Annotated in this window: 20 protein-coding genes; 7 read left to right on the top strand and 13 right to left on the bottom strand. The window is 42.4% G+C overall.

From position 1 onward, the window contains the following. Nucleotides 1–5: 5 nt before the first annotated feature. Both dprA and GBI66_RS13915 read left to right on the top strand, forming a co-directional pair. Nucleotides 6–1,136: a DNA-processing protein DprA gene (dprA, locus tag GBI66_RS13920; protein WP_151716522.1), complete on the top strand. Its 1,131-nt coding sequence runs from the start codon at nucleotides 6–8 to the stop codon at nucleotides 1,134–1,136. Between the two features lie 36 nt (nucleotides 1,137–1,172). Then, nucleotides 1,173–1,742, top strand: a complete 570-nt coding sequence (locus tag GBI66_RS13915) for an L-threonylcarbamoyladenylate synthase (RefSeq protein WP_151716521.1) — start codon at nucleotides 1,173–1,175, stop codon at nucleotides 1,740–1,742. 394 nt (nucleotides 1,743–2,136) lie between these two features. Here GBI66_RS13915 and GBI66_RS13910 read toward each other — a convergent pair whose 3' ends face one another. Together GBI66_RS13910 and GBI66_RS13905 are read right to left on the bottom strand one after the other, a co-directional pair. Continuing rightward, nucleotides 2,137–3,057, bottom strand: a complete 921-nt coding sequence (locus tag GBI66_RS13910; RefSeq protein ID WP_151716540.1) for a DMT family transporter — start codon at nucleotides 3,055–3,057, stop codon at nucleotides 2,137–2,139. 103 nt (nucleotides 3,058–3,160) lie between these two features. Beyond that, on the bottom strand, nucleotides 3,161–3,814 hold the full coding sequence (locus GBI66_RS13905) for a TetR/AcrR family transcriptional regulator (protein ID WP_373885796.1): 654 nt from the start codon (nucleotides 3,812–3,814) through the stop codon (nucleotides 3,161–3,163). A gap of 137 nt (nucleotides 3,815–3,951) precedes the next feature. On the opposite strand from GBI66_RS13905, the gene GBI66_RS13900 reads away from it, so the two are divergent. From GBI66_RS13900 to GBI66_RS13880, 5 genes are all read left to right on the top strand, one after another. Beyond that, entirely contained in the window at nucleotides 3,952–5,178 is a 1,227-nt protein-coding gene (locus GBI66_RS13900; protein WP_151716520.1) for an MFS transporter, read from the top strand. 290 nt (nucleotides 5,179–5,468) lie between these two features. Beyond that, nucleotides 5,469–6,683, top strand: a complete 1,215-nt coding sequence (locus GBI66_RS13895) for an MFS transporter (protein WP_004801995.1) — start codon at nucleotides 5,469–5,471, stop codon at nucleotides 6,681–6,683. Nucleotides 6,684–6,697: 14 nt separating this feature from the next. After that, nucleotides 6,698–7,471 carry a helix-turn-helix transcriptional regulator gene (locus tag GBI66_RS13890; protein WP_005200693.1) on the top strand — a complete coding sequence of 258 codons (774 nt, stop codon included), beginning with the start codon at nucleotides 6,698–6,700 and terminating at the stop codon, nucleotides 7,469–7,471. A 118-nt stretch (nucleotides 7,472–7,589) separates the two neighbouring features. Further along, nucleotides 7,590–8,135, top strand: a complete 546-nt coding sequence (locus GBI66_RS13885; RefSeq protein WP_151716519.1) for a glutathione peroxidase — start codon at nucleotides 7,590–7,592, stop codon at nucleotides 8,133–8,135. Between the two features lie 172 nt (nucleotides 8,136–8,307). After that, nucleotides 8,308–8,913 carry a hypothetical protein gene (locus GBI66_RS13880; protein WP_151716518.1) on the top strand — a complete coding sequence of 202 codons (606 nt, stop codon included), beginning with the start codon at nucleotides 8,308–8,310 and terminating at the stop codon, nucleotides 8,911–8,913. Nucleotides 8,914–8,996: 83 nt separating this feature from the next. Here GBI66_RS13880 and GBI66_RS13875 read toward each other — a convergent pair whose 3' ends face one another. From GBI66_RS13875 to GBI66_RS13825, 11 genes are all read right to left on the bottom strand, one after another. Further along, nucleotides 8,997–9,482 carry a DUF2846 domain-containing protein gene (locus tag GBI66_RS13875; RefSeq protein WP_151716517.1) on the bottom strand — a complete coding sequence of 162 codons (486 nt, stop codon included), beginning with the start codon at nucleotides 9,480–9,482 and terminating at the stop codon, nucleotides 8,997–8,999. A gap of 146 nt (nucleotides 9,483–9,628) precedes the next feature. Then, nucleotides 9,629–10,048: a F0F1 ATP synthase subunit epsilon gene (locus tag GBI66_RS13870; RefSeq protein WP_005154462.1), complete on the bottom strand. Its 420-nt coding sequence runs from the start codon at nucleotides 10,046–10,048 to the stop codon at nucleotides 9,629–9,631. 27 nt (nucleotides 10,049–10,075) lie between these two features. Beyond that, complete coding sequence (gene atpD / locus GBI66_RS13865; RefSeq protein WP_004801985.1) at nucleotides 10,076–11,470, bottom strand: F0F1 ATP synthase subunit beta; 1,395 nt, start codon at nucleotides 11,468–11,470, stop codon at nucleotides 10,076–10,078. A 27-nt stretch (nucleotides 11,471–11,497) separates the two neighbouring features. Beyond that, nucleotides 11,498–12,367 carry a F0F1 ATP synthase subunit gamma gene (gene atpG / locus GBI66_RS13860; RefSeq protein ID WP_151716516.1) on the bottom strand — a complete coding sequence of 290 codons (870 nt, stop codon included), beginning with the start codon at nucleotides 12,365–12,367 and terminating at the stop codon, nucleotides 11,498–11,500. An 89-nt stretch (nucleotides 12,368–12,456) separates the two neighbouring features. Beyond that, on the bottom strand, nucleotides 12,457–14,001 hold the full coding sequence (gene atpA, locus GBI66_RS13855; protein ID WP_005186634.1) for a F0F1 ATP synthase subunit alpha: 1,545 nt from the start codon (nucleotides 13,999–14,001) through the stop codon (nucleotides 12,457–12,459). 42 nt (nucleotides 14,002–14,043) lie between these two features. Further along, nucleotides 14,044–14,580, bottom strand: coding sequence for a F0F1 ATP synthase subunit delta (locus tag GBI66_RS13850; protein ID WP_151716515.1), 537 nt, complete (start codon nucleotides 14,578–14,580; stop codon nucleotides 14,044–14,046). Nucleotides 14,581–14,591: 11 nt separating this feature from the next. Then, on the bottom strand, nucleotides 14,592–15,062 hold the full coding sequence (locus GBI66_RS13845; protein ID WP_004801977.1) for a F0F1 ATP synthase subunit B: 471 nt from the start codon (nucleotides 15,060–15,062) through the stop codon (nucleotides 14,592–14,594). A 39-nt stretch (nucleotides 15,063–15,101) separates the two neighbouring features. Continuing rightward, the gene (atpE, locus tag GBI66_RS13840) at nucleotides 15,102–15,347 is read right to left on the bottom strand and encodes a F0F1 ATP synthase subunit C (RefSeq protein ID WP_000424060.1); all 246 of its coding nucleotides are present in this window, start codon (nucleotides 15,345–15,347) and stop codon (nucleotides 15,102–15,104) included. Between the two features lie 82 nt (nucleotides 15,348–15,429). Beyond that, nucleotides 15,430–16,305: a F0F1 ATP synthase subunit A gene (gene atpB, locus GBI66_RS13835; RefSeq protein WP_004801976.1), complete on the bottom strand. Its 876-nt coding sequence runs from the start codon at nucleotides 16,303–16,305 to the stop codon at nucleotides 15,430–15,432. 99 nt (nucleotides 16,306–16,404) lie between these two features. Beyond that, a complete protein-coding gene (locus GBI66_RS13830; protein ID WP_005186627.1) occupies nucleotides 16,405–16,803 on the bottom strand; it encodes an ATP synthase subunit I in 399 nt (132 codons plus the stop codon). 170 nt (nucleotides 16,804–16,973) lie between these two features. Next, nucleotides 16,974–17,813 (bottom strand): metal ABC transporter substrate-binding protein, encoded by an 840-nt coding sequence (locus GBI66_RS13825; RefSeq protein ID WP_005209923.1) that lies wholly within the window; start codon nucleotides 17,811–17,813, stop codon nucleotides 16,974–16,976. Nucleotides 17,814–17,941: the final 128 nt, after the last annotated feature.

Raw genomic sequence — 17,941 nt, 5'->3', positions numbered from 1 at the left:
CACCTATGTTGAATCAACTATCGCCTCATCACTATCACACTGTGTTGGTGTGGTACTTGGTTCAACATTCGCTATCGAGTTTTGCCAAAATTCAGCAACATTTTGGTAATTGTGAACAAGCGACGCTACCACATCGTTTCTCTGAATGGTCTCAACTTGGCTTACATGCCAATCATTTAAAACGCGTAGACGAATTACAAACACCTCAAGGTCAACAACAATTCGAACAACTGGTTCAATTGATATGTCGACATAGTGACTTTATTTTAACACCTGATGATATTGGCTACCCGACTCAACTGCTACCTTATACAGATCGTCCACCCATTTTATTTGGACAAGGTCAGGCGCAAGCATTATTACAACCGCAAATTGCCATGGTGGGCAGTCGTAAACCCAGTCCCCATGGACGACAAGTCGCTTATGACTTTGCGTATTATTTAAGTGAAAAAGGCTTTTTTATTAGCAGTGGACTCGCACATGGGATTGATCAGGCTGCACATCAAGGTGGATTAGCTCATCAACGAACCATTGCCGTTACTGGCACAGGCTTAGATACGGTTTATCCTGCTCAGCATAAACAGCTCGCTCAACAGATTATTCAGTCAGGGGCGATTGTGACTGAATTTCTTCCAACGACAATGCCTTTGCAACAGCATTTCCCTCGTCGGAATCGAATTGTCAGTGGCTTAAGTCTAGGGGTCTTAGTAGTAGAAGCAGCGCTCAAAAGTGGTTCATTGATCACCGCCAATGAAGCGGCAACACAAGGTAAAATGGTGTTCGCGATTCCGGGGCATATTTATAGTGAGCACCATCAAGGCTGTCATCAACTGATTCGCGAAGGTGCAATTCTGGTCGATCATCCCGAACAAATCATCGAAGATCTTGCACTACCAACGCAATGGCAAACCCAGCAACAAACAACCGAAGAGGCACCTGTCGCCCCTCCTACTTTACCCAACCATCTGATTGCGCTTTATCAAGTTTTAGATTGGGTCGGACAAGACCTAGATCAGTTGATTAAACGTCACCCGATGCCAATTGCGGAACTGACTGCACAATTGATGGAGTTAGAATTACTCGGTTTATGCATGCAACAAGCAGGACGCTATTTACGTTGCCGCCCAATGCATTAAACTAGTCATACCCTCTCCTGTTTGCACATACATCCCATGATTACTTCCTCTATTTCTGAAGCAGCTCAACTTTTAAAACACGGACAAGTTCTGGCTTATCCGACAGAAGCAGTTTGGGGATTGGGTTGTGATCCATTCAATGAACAAGCGTTTCAAGACATTTTAGAACTCAAACATCGTCCCGTTGAAAAAGGCGTGATTTTATTGGCAGGGCATTTAGACCAAGTTGAGCATTTACTGCAAGGCTTGAGTGCTGAGCTACGTCATCAAGTGATTGCAAGTTGGTCGAATCGCCTTGAGACAGAACGTGCCACAACGTGGCTACTTCCTGCTGATCAAAGTATTCCAACATGGATCAAGGGGCAGCATCCTTTGGTTGCAGTTCGTGTCACGACACATCCTCTATGCATGGAACTATGCCAACAATTTGGTGGCTTTATTGTCTCTACCAGCGCCAACCCAGCTGGTCTCTCACCCGCACAAAGCTTAGAAGAAGCGCAACATTACTTCAGCACTTCATTAAATTATCTCGAAGGTGATTTAGGGTTGAGCAGAGAACCAAGTCGCATTTTGAATGCACTGACAGGTGAAGTTGTTCGCGCCTAATTAGGTGAATAGCGGACAAAAAAAAGCTCAGTTATATAGGGATAACTGAGCATAAAAAGGATGTGTATAATCACATCCAGAGGGTTCGTAAATTTGGTGAGCAACTTATTCATTCTAAAAATGAATCATCTTGCTGTGGTTGGTATTATGAGGGAATCGCCCCATTTATACAAATATATTATTTATCTAACAAAAAGTGTGAAAAGCGTACCAATTTTGTCACTTCCTCATTTTCAATAAAATTATATTTATATTTTTATTCAGCTTTTTTTTGATCGTAAATTTAGTAAATCTTAAAAATATATTTGCAAATCATATAGAAAGCACAGTCATAAAAAAATATTTTTGGTGCGTTTGTTGATATTTTAAACAAACGCACCACCAACTTTCATATTTATGATGCTGACTCAGCCAGCGGAGCCGTTGCTTTAATCGTTTTCTTCTGCGCCATAATGATCCCCATCAAGATCATCAGACCGCCAATGCTATGATAAATCGTCCAGTGCTCTGACAACCAGAAACTGGCAATAATCGCTGTGAATACTGGCATTAAATTCATGAAAATACTGGTGCGATTTGGACCAATCGCCTGTACTGCGATCATCCATAATAACGGTGCAATTAATGAAGGGAACATGCCCGCATAGAGAACACTCGCTGCATTCTGAGCATTAATCCCATCCAAGCCAAACCAGAGCAAGAATGGGATGTGATACAGCAGCGCAAAACCAATTTGTACATACAAGCTGCTTAATAAAGGAAGCTGTAGCTGCCATTTTTTCAAAAACACGCCATAAAACGCATAGAAACCCACAGCCAATACCATGACTGCATCGCCCCAATGCCCACCTTGATCAAATAGGTTTGAGAGGTGACCTTGACTCATCACATAAATCAAGCCTGCAAAAGATAAGAGACTGCCAAAAATAGCAAACCGATTCGGTGCATCTTTTAAAATAAAAAAAGAGATAAAGATAGTAAAGATCGGGACAAAGGCATTCACAATGCCCATATTGGTCGCAGTCGTATAGTGAGCAGCGGTATAAGATAAACCTTGGTACAACACCATACCAAAAGCACTGAGTACGGCTAATTTAGGAATCAATGGACGAATAACAGCGCGTTGTCGCCATACTTTCGGCAACATAAACGGTGTCAAAATAATAAAAGCAACAAACCAACGATAAAAACTGATACTTACAGGCGAAATATAGTCCGCCACATAGCGTGTCACAGCAATATTCAACGACCAAATCAAAACCGCAATCAAGGGCAATACGAAGGCCCATTTTTGGTACTTACTTAACTGACCCATCATTTTCTCACCATATCTCAGCAATGGGAGTATTGTGGAAGATGTCCAAAATAATTGAAATATCGTATTTCAGACATTTATATCGCAGTCACGACATCACTGCTTAGAACAGCTCCCATGCGCGCATCGCGTGTTCAACCACCTTATGCAGTTGTTCAACAGTCGCCCCATCTCGTGCTTGAATCGTTAGCCCCTGCACAACCGTTGCATAGAAGTCTGTCATTTCCTGTAAAGGCGCTGTTGCTGGCAAATCCCCGTTGGCAACTCCCTGCTCTAAACGCTCAAACAGTTTTTGCTTGGTCTGCAAACGTTTTTCCAGAATATTGTGTTGCACCGCCTGCGCATTGTCAGAACAACTCATAGTCGCAACAACCAACATACAACCTGCAGGTTTATTGGGTTGAGCCAAACGTTTAACGTTGTCATATAAATAAAGCTCAAATGCAACTTTGGCGGTTTTGGCTTCTAAAAAAATAGGAACAATCGGACAAGCTTCATGTGCCAAATAATAATCGATGCATTTATAAAACAACCCAGCTTTATCACCAAAGCTACTATATAAGCTCGGTGCAGTCAGCTCTAGTGCTTGTGTTAAATCACTGATCGATGTGGCTTCATAACCATGCTCCCAAAATAACAACATGGCTTTTTCCAAAGCCTGCTGCTCGTCAAAGCACTTTGGACGGCCGCGCTTTTTTTTCAAGCTGTCATCACATGGTGTTGGCAGGGGATCAGGTGCATTTGTCATAACGGTCACAGATATTTTCATAACGATCACTATCAAATTAATTGACGCAGCAACATTAATCAACTATTTTATTTTATATCGATCGTTATAAAAAATTACTATTTTTCAATTTTATTGTTATCTAACTAACAATAAAGGGAATTTTTATGGAAAACCCATCTGCAACTGACATCAGCTCGCTGGAGTCGAACCCCTCACAAGGGAACTGGCTCGCATTACTCTCCGTTACCTTCAGCGCTTTTGCCTTGGTCACAGGTGAGTTTCTTGCGATTGGTGTACTCAATGACATCGCACGGGACTTTCAAGTCTCGGTTGGAACAGCAGGTCTAACCGTTTCATTGACCGCAATCGTCGGTATGTTTGCTGCAGTGCTGATTCCAATTTCGGCGAAGACACTAGATCGACGAACTCTGTTACTGATGCTCACCCTGTTAATGATTATTGCCAATCTTCTCACCGCATTTGCGCCTAACTTTATCCTGCTGTTAGTCGGACGTATCATTCTGGGCGTTGCCGTTGGCGGATTCTGGGCCACTGCAGTTGCTTTAAGTGGTCGCCTTGCACCGCCCCATTTACCGATTGCCAAGGCAACGGCTTGGGTGGCTTTCGGAGTGACCTTGGCCAGTGTATTGGGTGTCCCGATGGGCACATGGTTGGCTCAGTATAATGGTTGGCAGACTTCTTTCACCGCAATTTCATTGATGGGCGTGTTACTGTTTATCTTCCAGTATCTGTATCTACCTCAACTCAAACCCGCCTCTTCATTGCGTTGGAAAGAACTTCCGATCCTTTTACAACATCCTGCAGCGCGTAAAGGTCTGATCATCTTTATTTTTATGGGCTTTGCACATTTTGCGGCTTATAGTTATTTTTCTGCCTTTTTTAAGCATCAATTGGACTTCTCTGATGGCCTGATTAGTCGTTTACTGCTGGTCTATGGTATTGCAGGAATTTTTGGCAATATTTTTGCTGGCTATCTGGGGCAGAAGAATATCCGTTATACCTTTGCAGTCAGTGGTATCACCTTCTTCTTTGCCTTTCTGTGCTTACCACTGTCTGGCGCACATGTCATCTCAGCAATCATCTTGACTGCTTTATGGGGCTTCGCTTATGGCATTATCCCAACCGCAGTCAACATCTGGATGTTTACACATGCGCCTGAAGCCGTTGAAAAAGGTATGCCAATGGTGACTTTGACCTTTTTAATCTTGATTGCGTTAGGCAGTATGTTTGGCGGCATTATCGTTGATTATTTTAATGGTACGGTTTTATTTTTCGCTATGTTGCCATTGGTCCTCTGCTCTTTGGTATTGATTTTTACACTAGCACGAGGTCTGAACAACCCTAAAATCCATTATCAAAAGCAAGGATAAAAGCAGAGATCATACTGAGTCCCCCTGCTTAGATATTTCTTCTATCCGCATCATGACTAGTCGCCTCTACACAACCTGTTAAGGCGACCCTATTGGTTCATTTCCATTTGCGCGTAACTTTCCCAAACTATGCATATTTATCATAAGCCTTACAAATATTTTTATAACGATCACTATTAAATTAATTGACGACCTTGCATTTATCTACTATTTTATTTTATATCGATCGTTATAAAAACTTCATTTTTCATAAACCTTTTGTCATCTTACTGACAAATAAGGACATTCACATGGAACAATCCACTTCCTCAGATGCACGACCCATTGAAACCACGCAAGGTAGTTGGTATGCAATTTTAGCTGTCGCTATTGGTGCTTTTGCATTGGTGACCAGCGAATTCTTGCCTGTAGGCGTACTGAATAGTGTCGCAGCGGACTTAAATATTTCCGTCGGGACTGCAGGTTTAATCATTACCTTGCCTGGTGTAATGGCAGCAATTGCTGCACCGCTATTACCCATTTGGGTCAAACAGCTTGATCGTCGTTATGTATTGATCTTACTGACCGCAATTATGGTCATAGCCAACACCATTACGGCATTTGCCGATAACTTCAATGTGTTATTGCTCAGTCGTTTGGTACTCGGAATTTCAATTGGCGGCTTCTGGGCAACCGCAATCGCGCTCAGTGGCAAGCTTGCACCACCCCATTTACCTATCGCCAAAGCCACTGCAATTGTGATGGCAGGTGTTACTTTTGCAACTGTGCTAGGCGTTCCAATCGGAACATGGCTGAGTGAATTCTATGGCTGGCGAAGTGCATTCGGCATTACTGCGGTGATTGGACTGCTGGTTTTGGTTCTACAAGTGATTTTCTTGCCTAAACTGAAACCTGAGTCTGCCATTCATTTACGCGACCTACCTGCATTATTGCGTACCCCTAAAGCACGTAGCGGCATGTTGATCGTGTTACTGATTGGTCTTGCTCACTTCTGTGCCTATAGTTACTTGGCACCCTTCTTTAAAAATATTGCAGGTTTTAACGGAACCACCATTAGCTCATTGCTTCTGCTTTATGGCATTGCAGGTATTTTTGGTAATGCCTTTGCAGGCTATAGTGGCAATTTAAATGTGCGCTATACCCTTGCCTTTGTCGGGATCTGTTTTGCAATCGTCTTCTTTGGCTTCCCAATCTTTGCAGTTCATGAGTTTGGTGCCATTGTACTGACCGCCTTATGGGGTTTTGCTTTCGGTGCTTTCCCTACCTCAGCCAATATCTGGATGTTTGTGCATGCTCCTCATGCCGTGGAAAAAGGTATGCCTTTGTTCGTCGGCATGTTTCAAGTCATGATTGCCACAGGTTCACTACTCGGTGGTTATGTGGTTGATCATTTCAATGAAAATATCTTAATTTATGGTGTAATTAGTTTTGTTGCCTTAGCTTTGATTAGTATTTTTACTTTAGCCAAAGGTCTAAACAATCCTAAAGTGACTTACGAAAACTAAAATGAGCCCCTCAAATGAAGCATGATGTTGCTGAACAATTTCCCTTTTTACACGGTATAGAAGTGCATGAATTTCTGTATCAAAAAGACGATATTGTCACACCTCATTCTTCACTTTGGGGTGATTTCAATTTCAGTTTGAATGGAACTTTAGAGTTTGATATTGAAGGTCAATACTACCTATCACCACCGAGTTATGGATTGTGGTTACCCTCACGAACCGAACATCAATCACTCCCTGTTGAGCATGAAATTCATTATATCTGTATCCGCCTACATCCGAAGTTTGGTGATTTTTTAGGGAATACTTGTCGTTGTTTTAGTATCGAGCCTTTCTTTCGGGCATTGGTACTACAAATCTTAGAGCAACAAAAACAAGCTGCCCCCCCTGAATATCTCGAACACCTGCTACAAGTGCTGTTCGATCAGCTCAAACAAGCGCCTGCTTATTCACATTACTTACCGCAAAGTAGCCATCCCATTTTGTCGCCAATCCTAGAAAAGCTGTCTGATCCTGAATTATTTAATAGCAGTCTACAACAGGTATTACAGAACTTTACGGTGAGCGAGCGGCACGTGCTTCGTCTGAGCCAGCAAGAGTTACAACTGTCGCTGTCAGAATGGCGCAATCGTGCCAAGATTATTTTTGCCATCAATCAAATTCGCCAAGGGATGACCATTAAACAGTTGGCCTTTGCTTTAGGCTATCACCACAGTTCCAGCTTTATTGAGTTCTTTAAGCGCTATACGGGACAAACCCCCATTCAACTTAAAAATGCCTCTCTCTAAAATAAAGGCTTGGTTTTTCTGATTATTTGTATGGATTCATATCAAGAGCATTGCACTATGCGGCAATAGCAGTTAAAACAAACGGGTATTGTCACAACAACAAATTAGGACGTATTCCATGAGCCAATCGGTTTATCACATTCCAGTTAAAGACATCAAAGGTCAAGCAGTCGATCTAGATCAATATCAAGGCAAAGTCCTGTTGATCGTCAACGTTGCATCAAAATGTGGTTTAACACCACAATACGAAGGTCTGGAAAAACTGTATCAAGCCAAAAAAGATCAAGGTTTAGAAATTCTTGGTTTTCCTGCGAATAATTTCTTGGAACAAGAGCCAGGATCAAATGATGAAATCCAACAGTTCTGCTCACTGAACTATGATGTGCACTTCCCTCTGTTCGCAAAAATCTCTGTTGCGGGTGAGGATAAACACGCTTTATATCAAACCCTGACCCAAGCAATTCCAGAGCGTCAAGGTGAAGGTCCATGGTGGAAAGACTTAGTCGATTATGGTTTAACGCCAAACAATCCACCAGAAGTGTTATGGAATTTTGAAAAATTCTTAGTAAATAAGAACGGTGAAATTGTTGCTCGTTTTGCACCAGATATTACTGCAGATGACGAGCGTATTGTCAGCGCAATTGAAGCAGAATTAGCGAAATAATTTTTAGATATAAATAGAAAAGAGCATTTAATCTGCTCTTTTCTATTCAAAACTTAAAAAGCCCTTCATCTCTCTATTTCCATCAAACTGTTGCTGAATTGCAAAAATCACTTCTTTCTCCACACTTTCTGATTATAGTGACCATCTTCTTATAATCTGGTGTCGTTCAGCCATGATGGAAAATCTATCCCTCAAAGCCATTCTCTCTGTATCTACACTTGCGGCGGCATTAACGCTCACTGGTTGCGACCAAGCCCCTCAAGAGAATGAACAAACTGAGCAAACAACTACATTTGAACAGACAGACACAGCTTCTGAAAATGAAGAAAGCGTAACAACAGTCACTCAAGACACCCAACCCTTAAGTCGTGGCAATATGTTGAACATCGCCCGTGATATTGCCAAGTTGCAAATCGAGACTGATGACTACGTCACGCTGCTTAAGCAATCACAAAGCAATCTTGAACAAGCGATTCAAGATAAAAATGTTCAAAGCCTGCAACAGACAACAGGTGCTTTAAGCCAAGAATTGAATGGTTTACATGATGCCTTGCTGGCACTCAACTTAAAGAGTACGGAAGTAGATCAAATTCGCCAAAGCTTATTGAGTGCAAATCAACAGTTGCTGAATATGCCACTATTGCATGGTCAAACCGATCTTTCAAAAATTGATTTTGCCAAGATAGAAAAGCAATTTAATACAATTCAAATGGATATGGTGAAACTGGCAACCTTAGTGTTGGGAAATAAGGCTGAATCTGAACAGCCTACAAGTTAATATTATTGGTTCTTGTCGCAATGATTCAAACTTGATGCTCTATTTATTCTTTATATAAAAAGCCACCTTTCGGTGGCTTTCTCTTATTTCTTATCAAGTGAAATTGTCGCCTTACTGCATTTACCAGACTGTGCGAGTTGATACTCACCCACAGCCTTTTCACCTGTTGTCGTATCGACTTGTTTTAAATTTGCCCCACCGACAAATACGCCTGGTTTAATAAATTGTTGGATAAAATAGCGCTTGCCCGCTTCGGTCTTAAGGACCAAATGGTTTGGCGAAAATTCAGATTCAGTAGAAATCGTATGCTCTTGATTACCAGTAACTTCTTTTAAGAAAAATGTGCCACGTGCAGTCTCACCCAAGCACTCTCCATCCACCCAGACATCTTTCTTAATTGCTCCACCAACCACGCTATTTGAACGATAAACATAAATCGCGGCATTTCCATCAGCAGGATTGGATAACTGTTTTGCTTGCTGCGAAAGTTGTGGGTTGGCTTTTGGAACAGAGGCACAGCCAACAAACAGACTTGAAATAATAAGTGGAAGAACGATTTTAAATTGCATTTTTAAGTTTCCTTGGGCTTTACAATAATATAAATAAGCCCAACAAATTTATATGATAATGAGAACTATTTAAACACATTTAAACTTTTTCTTCCCATAAAAAAAGCCACCTTTCGGTGGCTTTTTTTGAATGTCAAACCTGCAAATTACAGTGCGCGGTTCTTCATCTTACGGATCGTTTCAAGCTGAGCAGCAGTTTCTGCAAGCGCAGCGAGAGCAGCAGCTGAGTCCAAATCACTCTTTTGATTTGCTAACAATTGTTCAGCTTGTTTACGAGCTTCCATAATTGCAGCTTCATCCAAGTTGTCAGCACGGATTGCAGTATCTGCAAGAACCGTAACAACGTGAGGTTGAACTTCTAACACACCGCCTGATACATAAACAATTTCTTCTGTACCATTTTCCAACTGAACACGAATCGGACCCGGTTGGAGCAAAGTTACAAGTGGCGCATGTCCTGGCAAAATACCAAGCTCACCACCCGCGCCTTTAGCGATTAACATCGTTACTGTACCAGAGTAAATTGACTCTTTAACACTTACGACATCACATTGCATAGTCGCCATGAGAACCTCCTAAATTAGAGTTGCTAATTAAAGTTTCTCTGCTTTAGCAATCACTTCGTCAATACCACCAACCATATAGAACGCTTGTTCTGGGATGTGATCGTATTCACCAGCTAATAGACCTTTAAAGCCACGAATCGTTTCTTTAAGCGGTACTAATTTACCAGGAGCACCAGTAAACACTTCAGCTACGTGGAAAGGTTGAGAGAAGAAACGTTGGATTTTACGCGCACGGTAAACAACCAATTTGTCTTCTTCTGCTAACTCATCCATACCCAAGATTGCGATGATGTCTTTAAGCTCTTTATAACGTTGCAATACGTTCTGTACAGAACGTGCAATTTCATAATGCTCAGCACCAACAACCAATGGATCTAACTGACGTGAAGTTGAGTCAAGTGGATCGATCGCTGGATAAATACCAGAAGATGCGATGTCACGGCTCAATACAACTGTAGCATCTAAGTGAGCAAACGTTGTCGCAGGCGATGGATCTGTTAAGTCATCGGCAGGTACGTATACTGCTTGGATCGAAGTGATCGAACCAGACTTAGTAGACGTAATACGCTCTTGAAGAACACCCATTTCCTCTGCAAGTGTTGGTTGGTAACCTACTGCAGATGGCATACGACCTAACAATGCTGATACTTCAGTACCCGCAAGTGTATAACGGTAGATGTTGTCGACGAATAATAATACGTCACGACCTTTACCGTTTTCGTCTTTTTGATCACGGAAATATTCAGCCATAGTCAAACCAGTCAACGCTACGCGTAAACGGTTACCTGGTGGCTCATTCATCTGACCGTAGACCATTGCTACTTTGTCAAGAACGTTAGAATCTTTCATTTCGTGATAGAAGTCGTTACCTTCACGAGTACGCTCACCAACACCAGCAAACACAGATAAACCTGAGTGTGCTTTCGCGATGTTGTTGATCAACTCCATCATGTTAACGGTTTTACCAACACCCGCACCACCGAATAAACCAACTTTACCACCTTTCGCAAACGGGCAAAGTAAGTCGATGACTTTGATACCAGTTTCTAAAAGATCAGTAGAAGCTGCTTGCTCAGCATAAGAAGGTGCTTGACGGTGAATCGGCAAACGCTCTTCAGTCGCTACAGGACCCGCTTCATCAATTGGGCGACCCAAAACGTCCATAATACGACCAAGCGTAGCTGGGCCCACTGGAACAGAAATCGGTGCGCCAGTGCTAGTCACGTTAAGACCGCGTTTAAGTCCTTCAGTAGAACCCATTGCGATAGTACGAACTACACCATCACCAAGCTGTTGCTGAACTTCCAAAGTCGTTTCAGTACCATCAACTTGGAGAGCTTCATAGATCTTAGGAACGCTATTACGTTCAAACTCGACGTCGATAACCGCGCCGATGATCTGAATGATACGACCGCTACTCATTGCTGTCTCCTCAATTCAAAAATAATGTTAAACGGCAGCGGCACCACCAACGATCTCGGAAATTTCCTGAGTAATCGCGGCTTGACGCAGCTTGTTATAAATGAGTTGTAGGCTCTTGATGAGATCGCCTGCATTGTCAGTCGCTGCTTTCATAGCGACCATACGTGCAGATTGCTCACAGGCGATGTTTTCAATCACACCTTGATAAACCATAGACTCGATATAGCGGACCAACAAACCATTTAACAATTCTTCTGCTTCTGGTTCATAGAGGTAATCCCAACCATAAGTACGGTTAAGGTCATCACTCTCTTCTGCTGGTGCTAAAGGAACGAGTTGTTCTACTTTAGGCTGTTGCGTCATTGCATTGATGAAGCCATTTGATACGAGGTAGATACGATCTAATTCGCCCTTATCAAATGCATCAAGCATAATTTGCACTGAGCCCGTTAACTGTTCCAAACTTGGTGTATCACCCAATTGAGTGGTCACACCGAGCACTTTACCGCCGTAATTCTTAAAAAACGAAACCGCTTTTTGACCAATCAAAGCAAATTCAACTTCAATTGACTGCTCTTGCTGTGCTTTGACATGCTGCACAACTTTCTTGAACAAGTTAATGTTCAAGCCACCTGCCAAACCACGATCTGAAGACACTACGATATAGCCAACGCGCTTAACTGGGCGTTCAACCATATAACGGTGTTTGTATTCAGGGTTTGCTTGTACCAAGTGAGCAATTACACGGCGCATATTATCGGCATACGGACGGCCCTGAGCCATGCGCTCTTGCGCACGACGCATTTTAGAAGCAGCTACCATTTGCATCGCGCGAGTAATCTTTTGCGTGCTCTTGATACTAGCTACTTTGGCGCGAATTTCTTTTAAATTTGCCATACGCTTAACCTAGTATTCGAAAGCTCTTGCGAGCTTCCGAAGGTTGATCCGTGAACCAAACTTAACTAAAGTTTTAGCTATTGCTAAAATTAGTAAGTTTGAGTCGCTTTGAAGCTTTCAATACCTGATTTGATTGCTGCTTCGATGTCTTTGTTGTAATCACCAGTTTCATCGATCTGTTGCATTAACGCAGCTTGTTCAGAACGGAAGTAAGAAATTAACGCAGCATCAAAGTCTACGATTTTCTTCACTTCTACGTCAGCCATATAGCCTTCGTTAGATGCATAAACAGAAACAGCTTGGTCAGCAATTGAGTAAGGAGCATATTGTTTTTGCTTCATTAACTCAGTTACACGTTGACCATGCTCAAGTTGCTTACGAGTTGCTTCATCAAGATCAGAAGCGAACTGAGCAAACGCAGCCAATTCACGGTATTGTGCTAAAGCAGTACGGATACCACCAGACAATTTTTTGATGATCTTCGTTTGAGCAGAACCACCAACACGTGATACAGAGATACCCGCGTTCACAGCAGGACGAATACCTGCGTTGAATAATGATGTTTCTAAGAAGATCTGACCGTCAGTAATCGAAATTACGTTGGTTGGTACGAATGCAGATACGTCACCAGCTTGAGTTTCAATGATCGGTAACGCAGTTAAAGAACCAGTTTGACCAGTTACTGCACCGTTCGTGAATTTCTCAACATAATCAGCTGAAACGCGCGAAGCACGTTCAAGAAGACGCGAGTGAAGATAGAATACGTCACCTGGATACGCTTCACGACCTGGTGGACGACGTAAAAGTAATGAAATTTGACGGTAAGCAACAGCTTGCTTAGACAAATCATCATAAATGATCAACGCGTCTTCACCACGATCACGGAAGTATTCGCCCATTGTACAGCCTGAGTACGGAGCTAAATACTGCATTGCTGCAGGATCAGCGGCCGCAGCTGCGACAACAGTTGTATACGCCATAGCGCCAGTTTCTTCTAGCTTACGTACCACGTTTGCAATTGTTGATTGTTTTTGACCAATCGCAACGTATACACATTTAATGCCAGAATGTTTCTGAGCGATGATCGCATCGATCGCCATTGCTGTTTTACCAGTTTGACGGTCACCAATAATCAACTCACGCTGACCACGACCTACAGGGATCATGGTATCAACTGATTTATAACCAGTTTGAACAGGTTCGTCGACAGACTGACGCCAAATTACACCTGGTGCTACTTTTTCAACAGCATCAGTTAATTTTGCATCAATTGGGCCTTTACCATCAATTGGGTTACCCAAAGCGTCTACGACACGGCCAAGAAGTTCAGGACCAACCGGAACTTCTAATACACGACCTGTACAACGAGCTTTTTGACCTTCTTGAAGGCTTAGGTAGTTACCTAAAACAACGGCACCCACTGAATCCTGTTCTAGGTTCAGTGCCATACCAAATAAGCCGCCGTCGAATTCGATCATTTCACCGTACATTGCATCTGCAAGACCGTGAATGCGCACGATACCGTCAGATACCATGACGATGGTACCTTCATTCTTCGCGGTCGCGCTGGTGTCCAGATCGCCGATACGCTGTTTAATGAGCGCACTGATCTCGGATGGATTCAGTTGTTGCATTGCGCTATTCCTCAATCTTTTTTAAGTTCAGTCTTTTTGCTATTACGCAAGAAGACGAGTCCGCATTTTTTCAAGCTTGTTAAGCGCAGAGTCATCTATCACTTGGTCGCCTGCACGAATCACAACACCTGCGATCAACGCTGGATTAACGTTAACAGTGACATGAACTGTTCTGTTAAAACGTTTTTCAAGCGCATGAGCTAAAATATGCTCTTGTGTCGCATCCATTGGGAAAGCAGATTCAATCTCTACTTCCAATGTGTTGTTGTTCTGCGATTTAAGTAGTTCATATTCTGCTGCGATTTCAGGCAATAAAACTAGACGATCGTTATCTGCAAGCAATGTCAAAAAGTTAGACACTGATGCAGTTTGATCTTCACCTAAAACCTTGGCAAAAAGAGCTACTTGTTCCGCAGGAGTCAGCTCAGGGCGATTTAAATAAGCGGAAAATGCTTCATCTTGCACCGCAGCACTGAGCAGTTGTAACGCATTTGACCAATTGTCAGTTGCACCTTGCTCAGAAGCATAAGCAAATGCTGCTTTGGCATACGGGCGTGCTAACGTCAAGAGTTCAGCCATATTCGCCTCGCTTAAAGTTTAGCAGCCAGCTGATTCAGCATGGCATTATGAGCTTCTGCGTCAACTTGTTGGTTCAGAATTTTTTCTGCACCAGCAACTGCCAAAGCAGCAACTTGTTGACGTAATTCTTCGCGAGCAGAATTGATGTCTTGATCAACAGTTTCTTTCGCCTGTTGACGAATACGCTCACCTTCAGCAGATGCTTGGGTACGCGCTTCTTCGATCAATTGTGCTGAACGACGGTTCGCTTGTTCGATCAATTGAGCCGCTTGTGCTTTTGCTGCGTCTAATTCTGCCTTTACTTGTGCTTGCGCATCAGCAAGGTCAGCCTTTGCTTTTTCAGCAGCGTTTAAGCCATCAGCGATTTTACGCTGACGCTCACTAATCGCATTGATTAGTGGAGGCCATACAAACTTCATGCAGAATGCGACAAAGATCGCAAATGCAATTGCTTGGCCAATCAATGTGAGGTTGATATTCATTTCGCTATTCCTCAATATGTGGATTTAGGAATTAAGCTATTAACCTACAAATGGATTAGCGAAGATGAAGAACAAGCCAATACCAACACCGATCATAGGCACAGCATCAAGAAGACCCGCAATTAAGAACATACGAGTTTGAAGTTGTGGAGCCAATTCTGGTTGACGAGCAACAGCTTCTAAGAAGCGACCGCCTAAAAGACCAAAACCAATCGCAGTACCTAAAGCACCGAAAGCGATCAAGATAGCAGATGCAATTGCAACTAGACCTAAAGTGAGTTCCATGAAAAATTCCTCAGAGGTTAGGTTATTACCAAATTAAACTAAAATTTAAGCCCAACGATCAGGTGATAGTCAGGCAATACCATTAATGCTTTTCGCTTGCCATGCTCAAGTAAACGATGGTCAGCATCATAAAGATAAATGCTTGCAGCGTGATTACAAGAATGTGGAAAATAGCCCAAGGCACAGATAACGCCCACTGGATCCAGAACGGCAATAATGCGATCAAGATGAAGATCAACTCACCCGCATACATGTTACCGAACAGTCGTAGAGCTAACGAAACTGGACGAGCAAGGAAAGTTACTAATTCCAAAATTAAGTTCACTGGAATCAATAACGCTTTTGCAAATTTGTTACTTGGGTTGAATGGGTTAAGTGCCAATTCACCGACGAAACCGCCGATCCCTTTTTCACGAATACTATAGAACAAAATTAAAACAAATACAGACAACGACATACCAAGGGTAATGTTCGGGTCAGTAGATGGAACAACTTTGAAGTAAACGTGGTGAGGGTCCATACCAAATACGTTTGCGCCAATCAATTGAGCTGTATACGGGATCCAGTCAACAGGGATTAAGTCCATTGCGTTCATGAGGAAAATCCACACGAAAATGGTTAATGCCAATGGTGCAATTAAACGTGATTTGCCGTGGAAAGTATCACGAACACTTGAGTCAACAAACTCGATAATCATTTCAATCGCTGATTGGAATTTAGTTGGAACACCTGCATTCGCAGCTCTCGCAACTGTCCAAAACAACAAACAGAAAATCACACCAAGTCCGATAGACCAACCCATTGAATCCAAGTGAATTGCAGTGAACCCCATCGAATGAGCTTCTTCAGCAGTCTCAGCCAATTTCCATGTACCATCAGGCATTTTGCCATAGGTCATATTGGTCAAGTGATGCTTGATATACTCGGTCGAAGTCAGGGCATGTTCTTCAGCAGCCATAAATCACACCTGGTCAATGTCAATCATTAAAAAGAAGAGAAACGAATCATGCGGATGGCAATGATTCCGCCTCTACTTCCAAAAATCTCAAAATGTGCTTTACCCTCGTTTTTGTAGTCGTGCCACCCAAAATGGCGCGACCCACGACATCGCTTGTACGAGAATAAATCCACAAAACAACGCAACCGGTGACAACGGTTTAACATTGCTCAAAATTAATATAAAACCCACAATCACAATCGCAAACTTACCGAGCATTCCTCGGTACATATTCAGCATGACTTGTTTTGATGCTCTTGCGCCTGCCGTTCTAAACGACTGCCAAGCAAAATAACAATGTGCCAACCAACATACCAAAGCCCCAAGCGCAGCACTCAAAGCAGCAGTTGTATCTTTTATTGCCCATGCAAGCAAAGCTGCAATAGGAATCATACATGCTTGTAAGAAGACCAAAGCTTTTGCTAATCGTCGGTCAATCATGCGACTAGTTTGGCTCATTTTTTACCCACTTACAGCAGAACTGCTTGACAAGTTTTAATCATGATCGTTTCGAATCGCAGGCATTATAGAGTTACACCCCTGAACATGCAATCTTTTCTCGACTTAAGTCTGGTTTTTTCGTTACCATATTTTTTGACGCTAGAGTCAATTGATTTTTATTTTTTTGATCAATTTTGTGCACTTATTACGCATTTATCAGTTTTTAAAGCCAATTTTTTCCACGCTGTTACAAAATTGTCTTCGCCACGCATGCTTTCATCGACCGACTGAAAAACTACTGGGTTCATTTTTTGGTACTGACTGGCACTTGCTGTCGTTTCGGCCAATAAGCACATTTTATTTTGTGGACGATTGTCTCTTAAGTACTTAATTTGAGCTGCCGTCGGTGCGATATGTGGATCATCGGTCAATGCACCTGCAAATTTCAGGTTCAATGCTCTTTCTAGGTATTGATAGGCATCATGATAAGACCAGTAGTTCTTTGCTTTGTTTGAGCTTTCATACTGTTGTGAGGCTTGCAGCATTTGTTGCGAAAACTCTTTCGCATTGGCCATATATTTGGCTTTATTTTCTGGATATTGCTGTGAACGCAAAGTTGCAATAAAGAAGGCGATACGCACCGCATTATTTGGATCTAACCAAACATGGCTATCAACCGTGTTCGCCATAGATGCACCACGCAAATTACGCAGTGGTAAAGTCGTTAAAATACCTGAATCCAATAGTGCGATTGCTTTGCGATTCTGATTTAGCATCTTTTCAAGCGGTGCCTCATGTGCTTTCCCAAGCCAAATTACCAAAGAGGCATCTTGAATCGCCTTACGGTGAGCTGGTGTGAGTTGTACATCATGACCACTTTGATCTTTTAATAACAGGATCGGTTCTTCTACGCCGTCTGTTACTTCTTTGGCAATCAGATAAATTGGGTGTGTTGAAACCACCAAGCTTTGTGTCCAGCCCCATGTGCTTAACATCGAAAACAAGACCAAAACAAATAGGCGAGACATCACAACATTACTCAATTTAGCGAAGCATGTTATAATATAACAAAAGTTGAAAAATGCCTATGTCTATTTTTAGATTCGCTGCACTATCCGTCGTGCATTTCACTTATATAGATAGTTATCCTAAATTG

It is taken from the genome of Acinetobacter sp. TUM15071 (assembly GCF_008980925.1).
GTDB classification, from domain to species: domain Bacteria; phylum Pseudomonadota; class Gammaproteobacteria; order Pseudomonadales; family Moraxellaceae; genus Acinetobacter; species Acinetobacter dispersus.
Note: the sequence above shows the minus strand (reverse complement) of the source record. Positions and strands in the feature narration are given on the sequence as shown.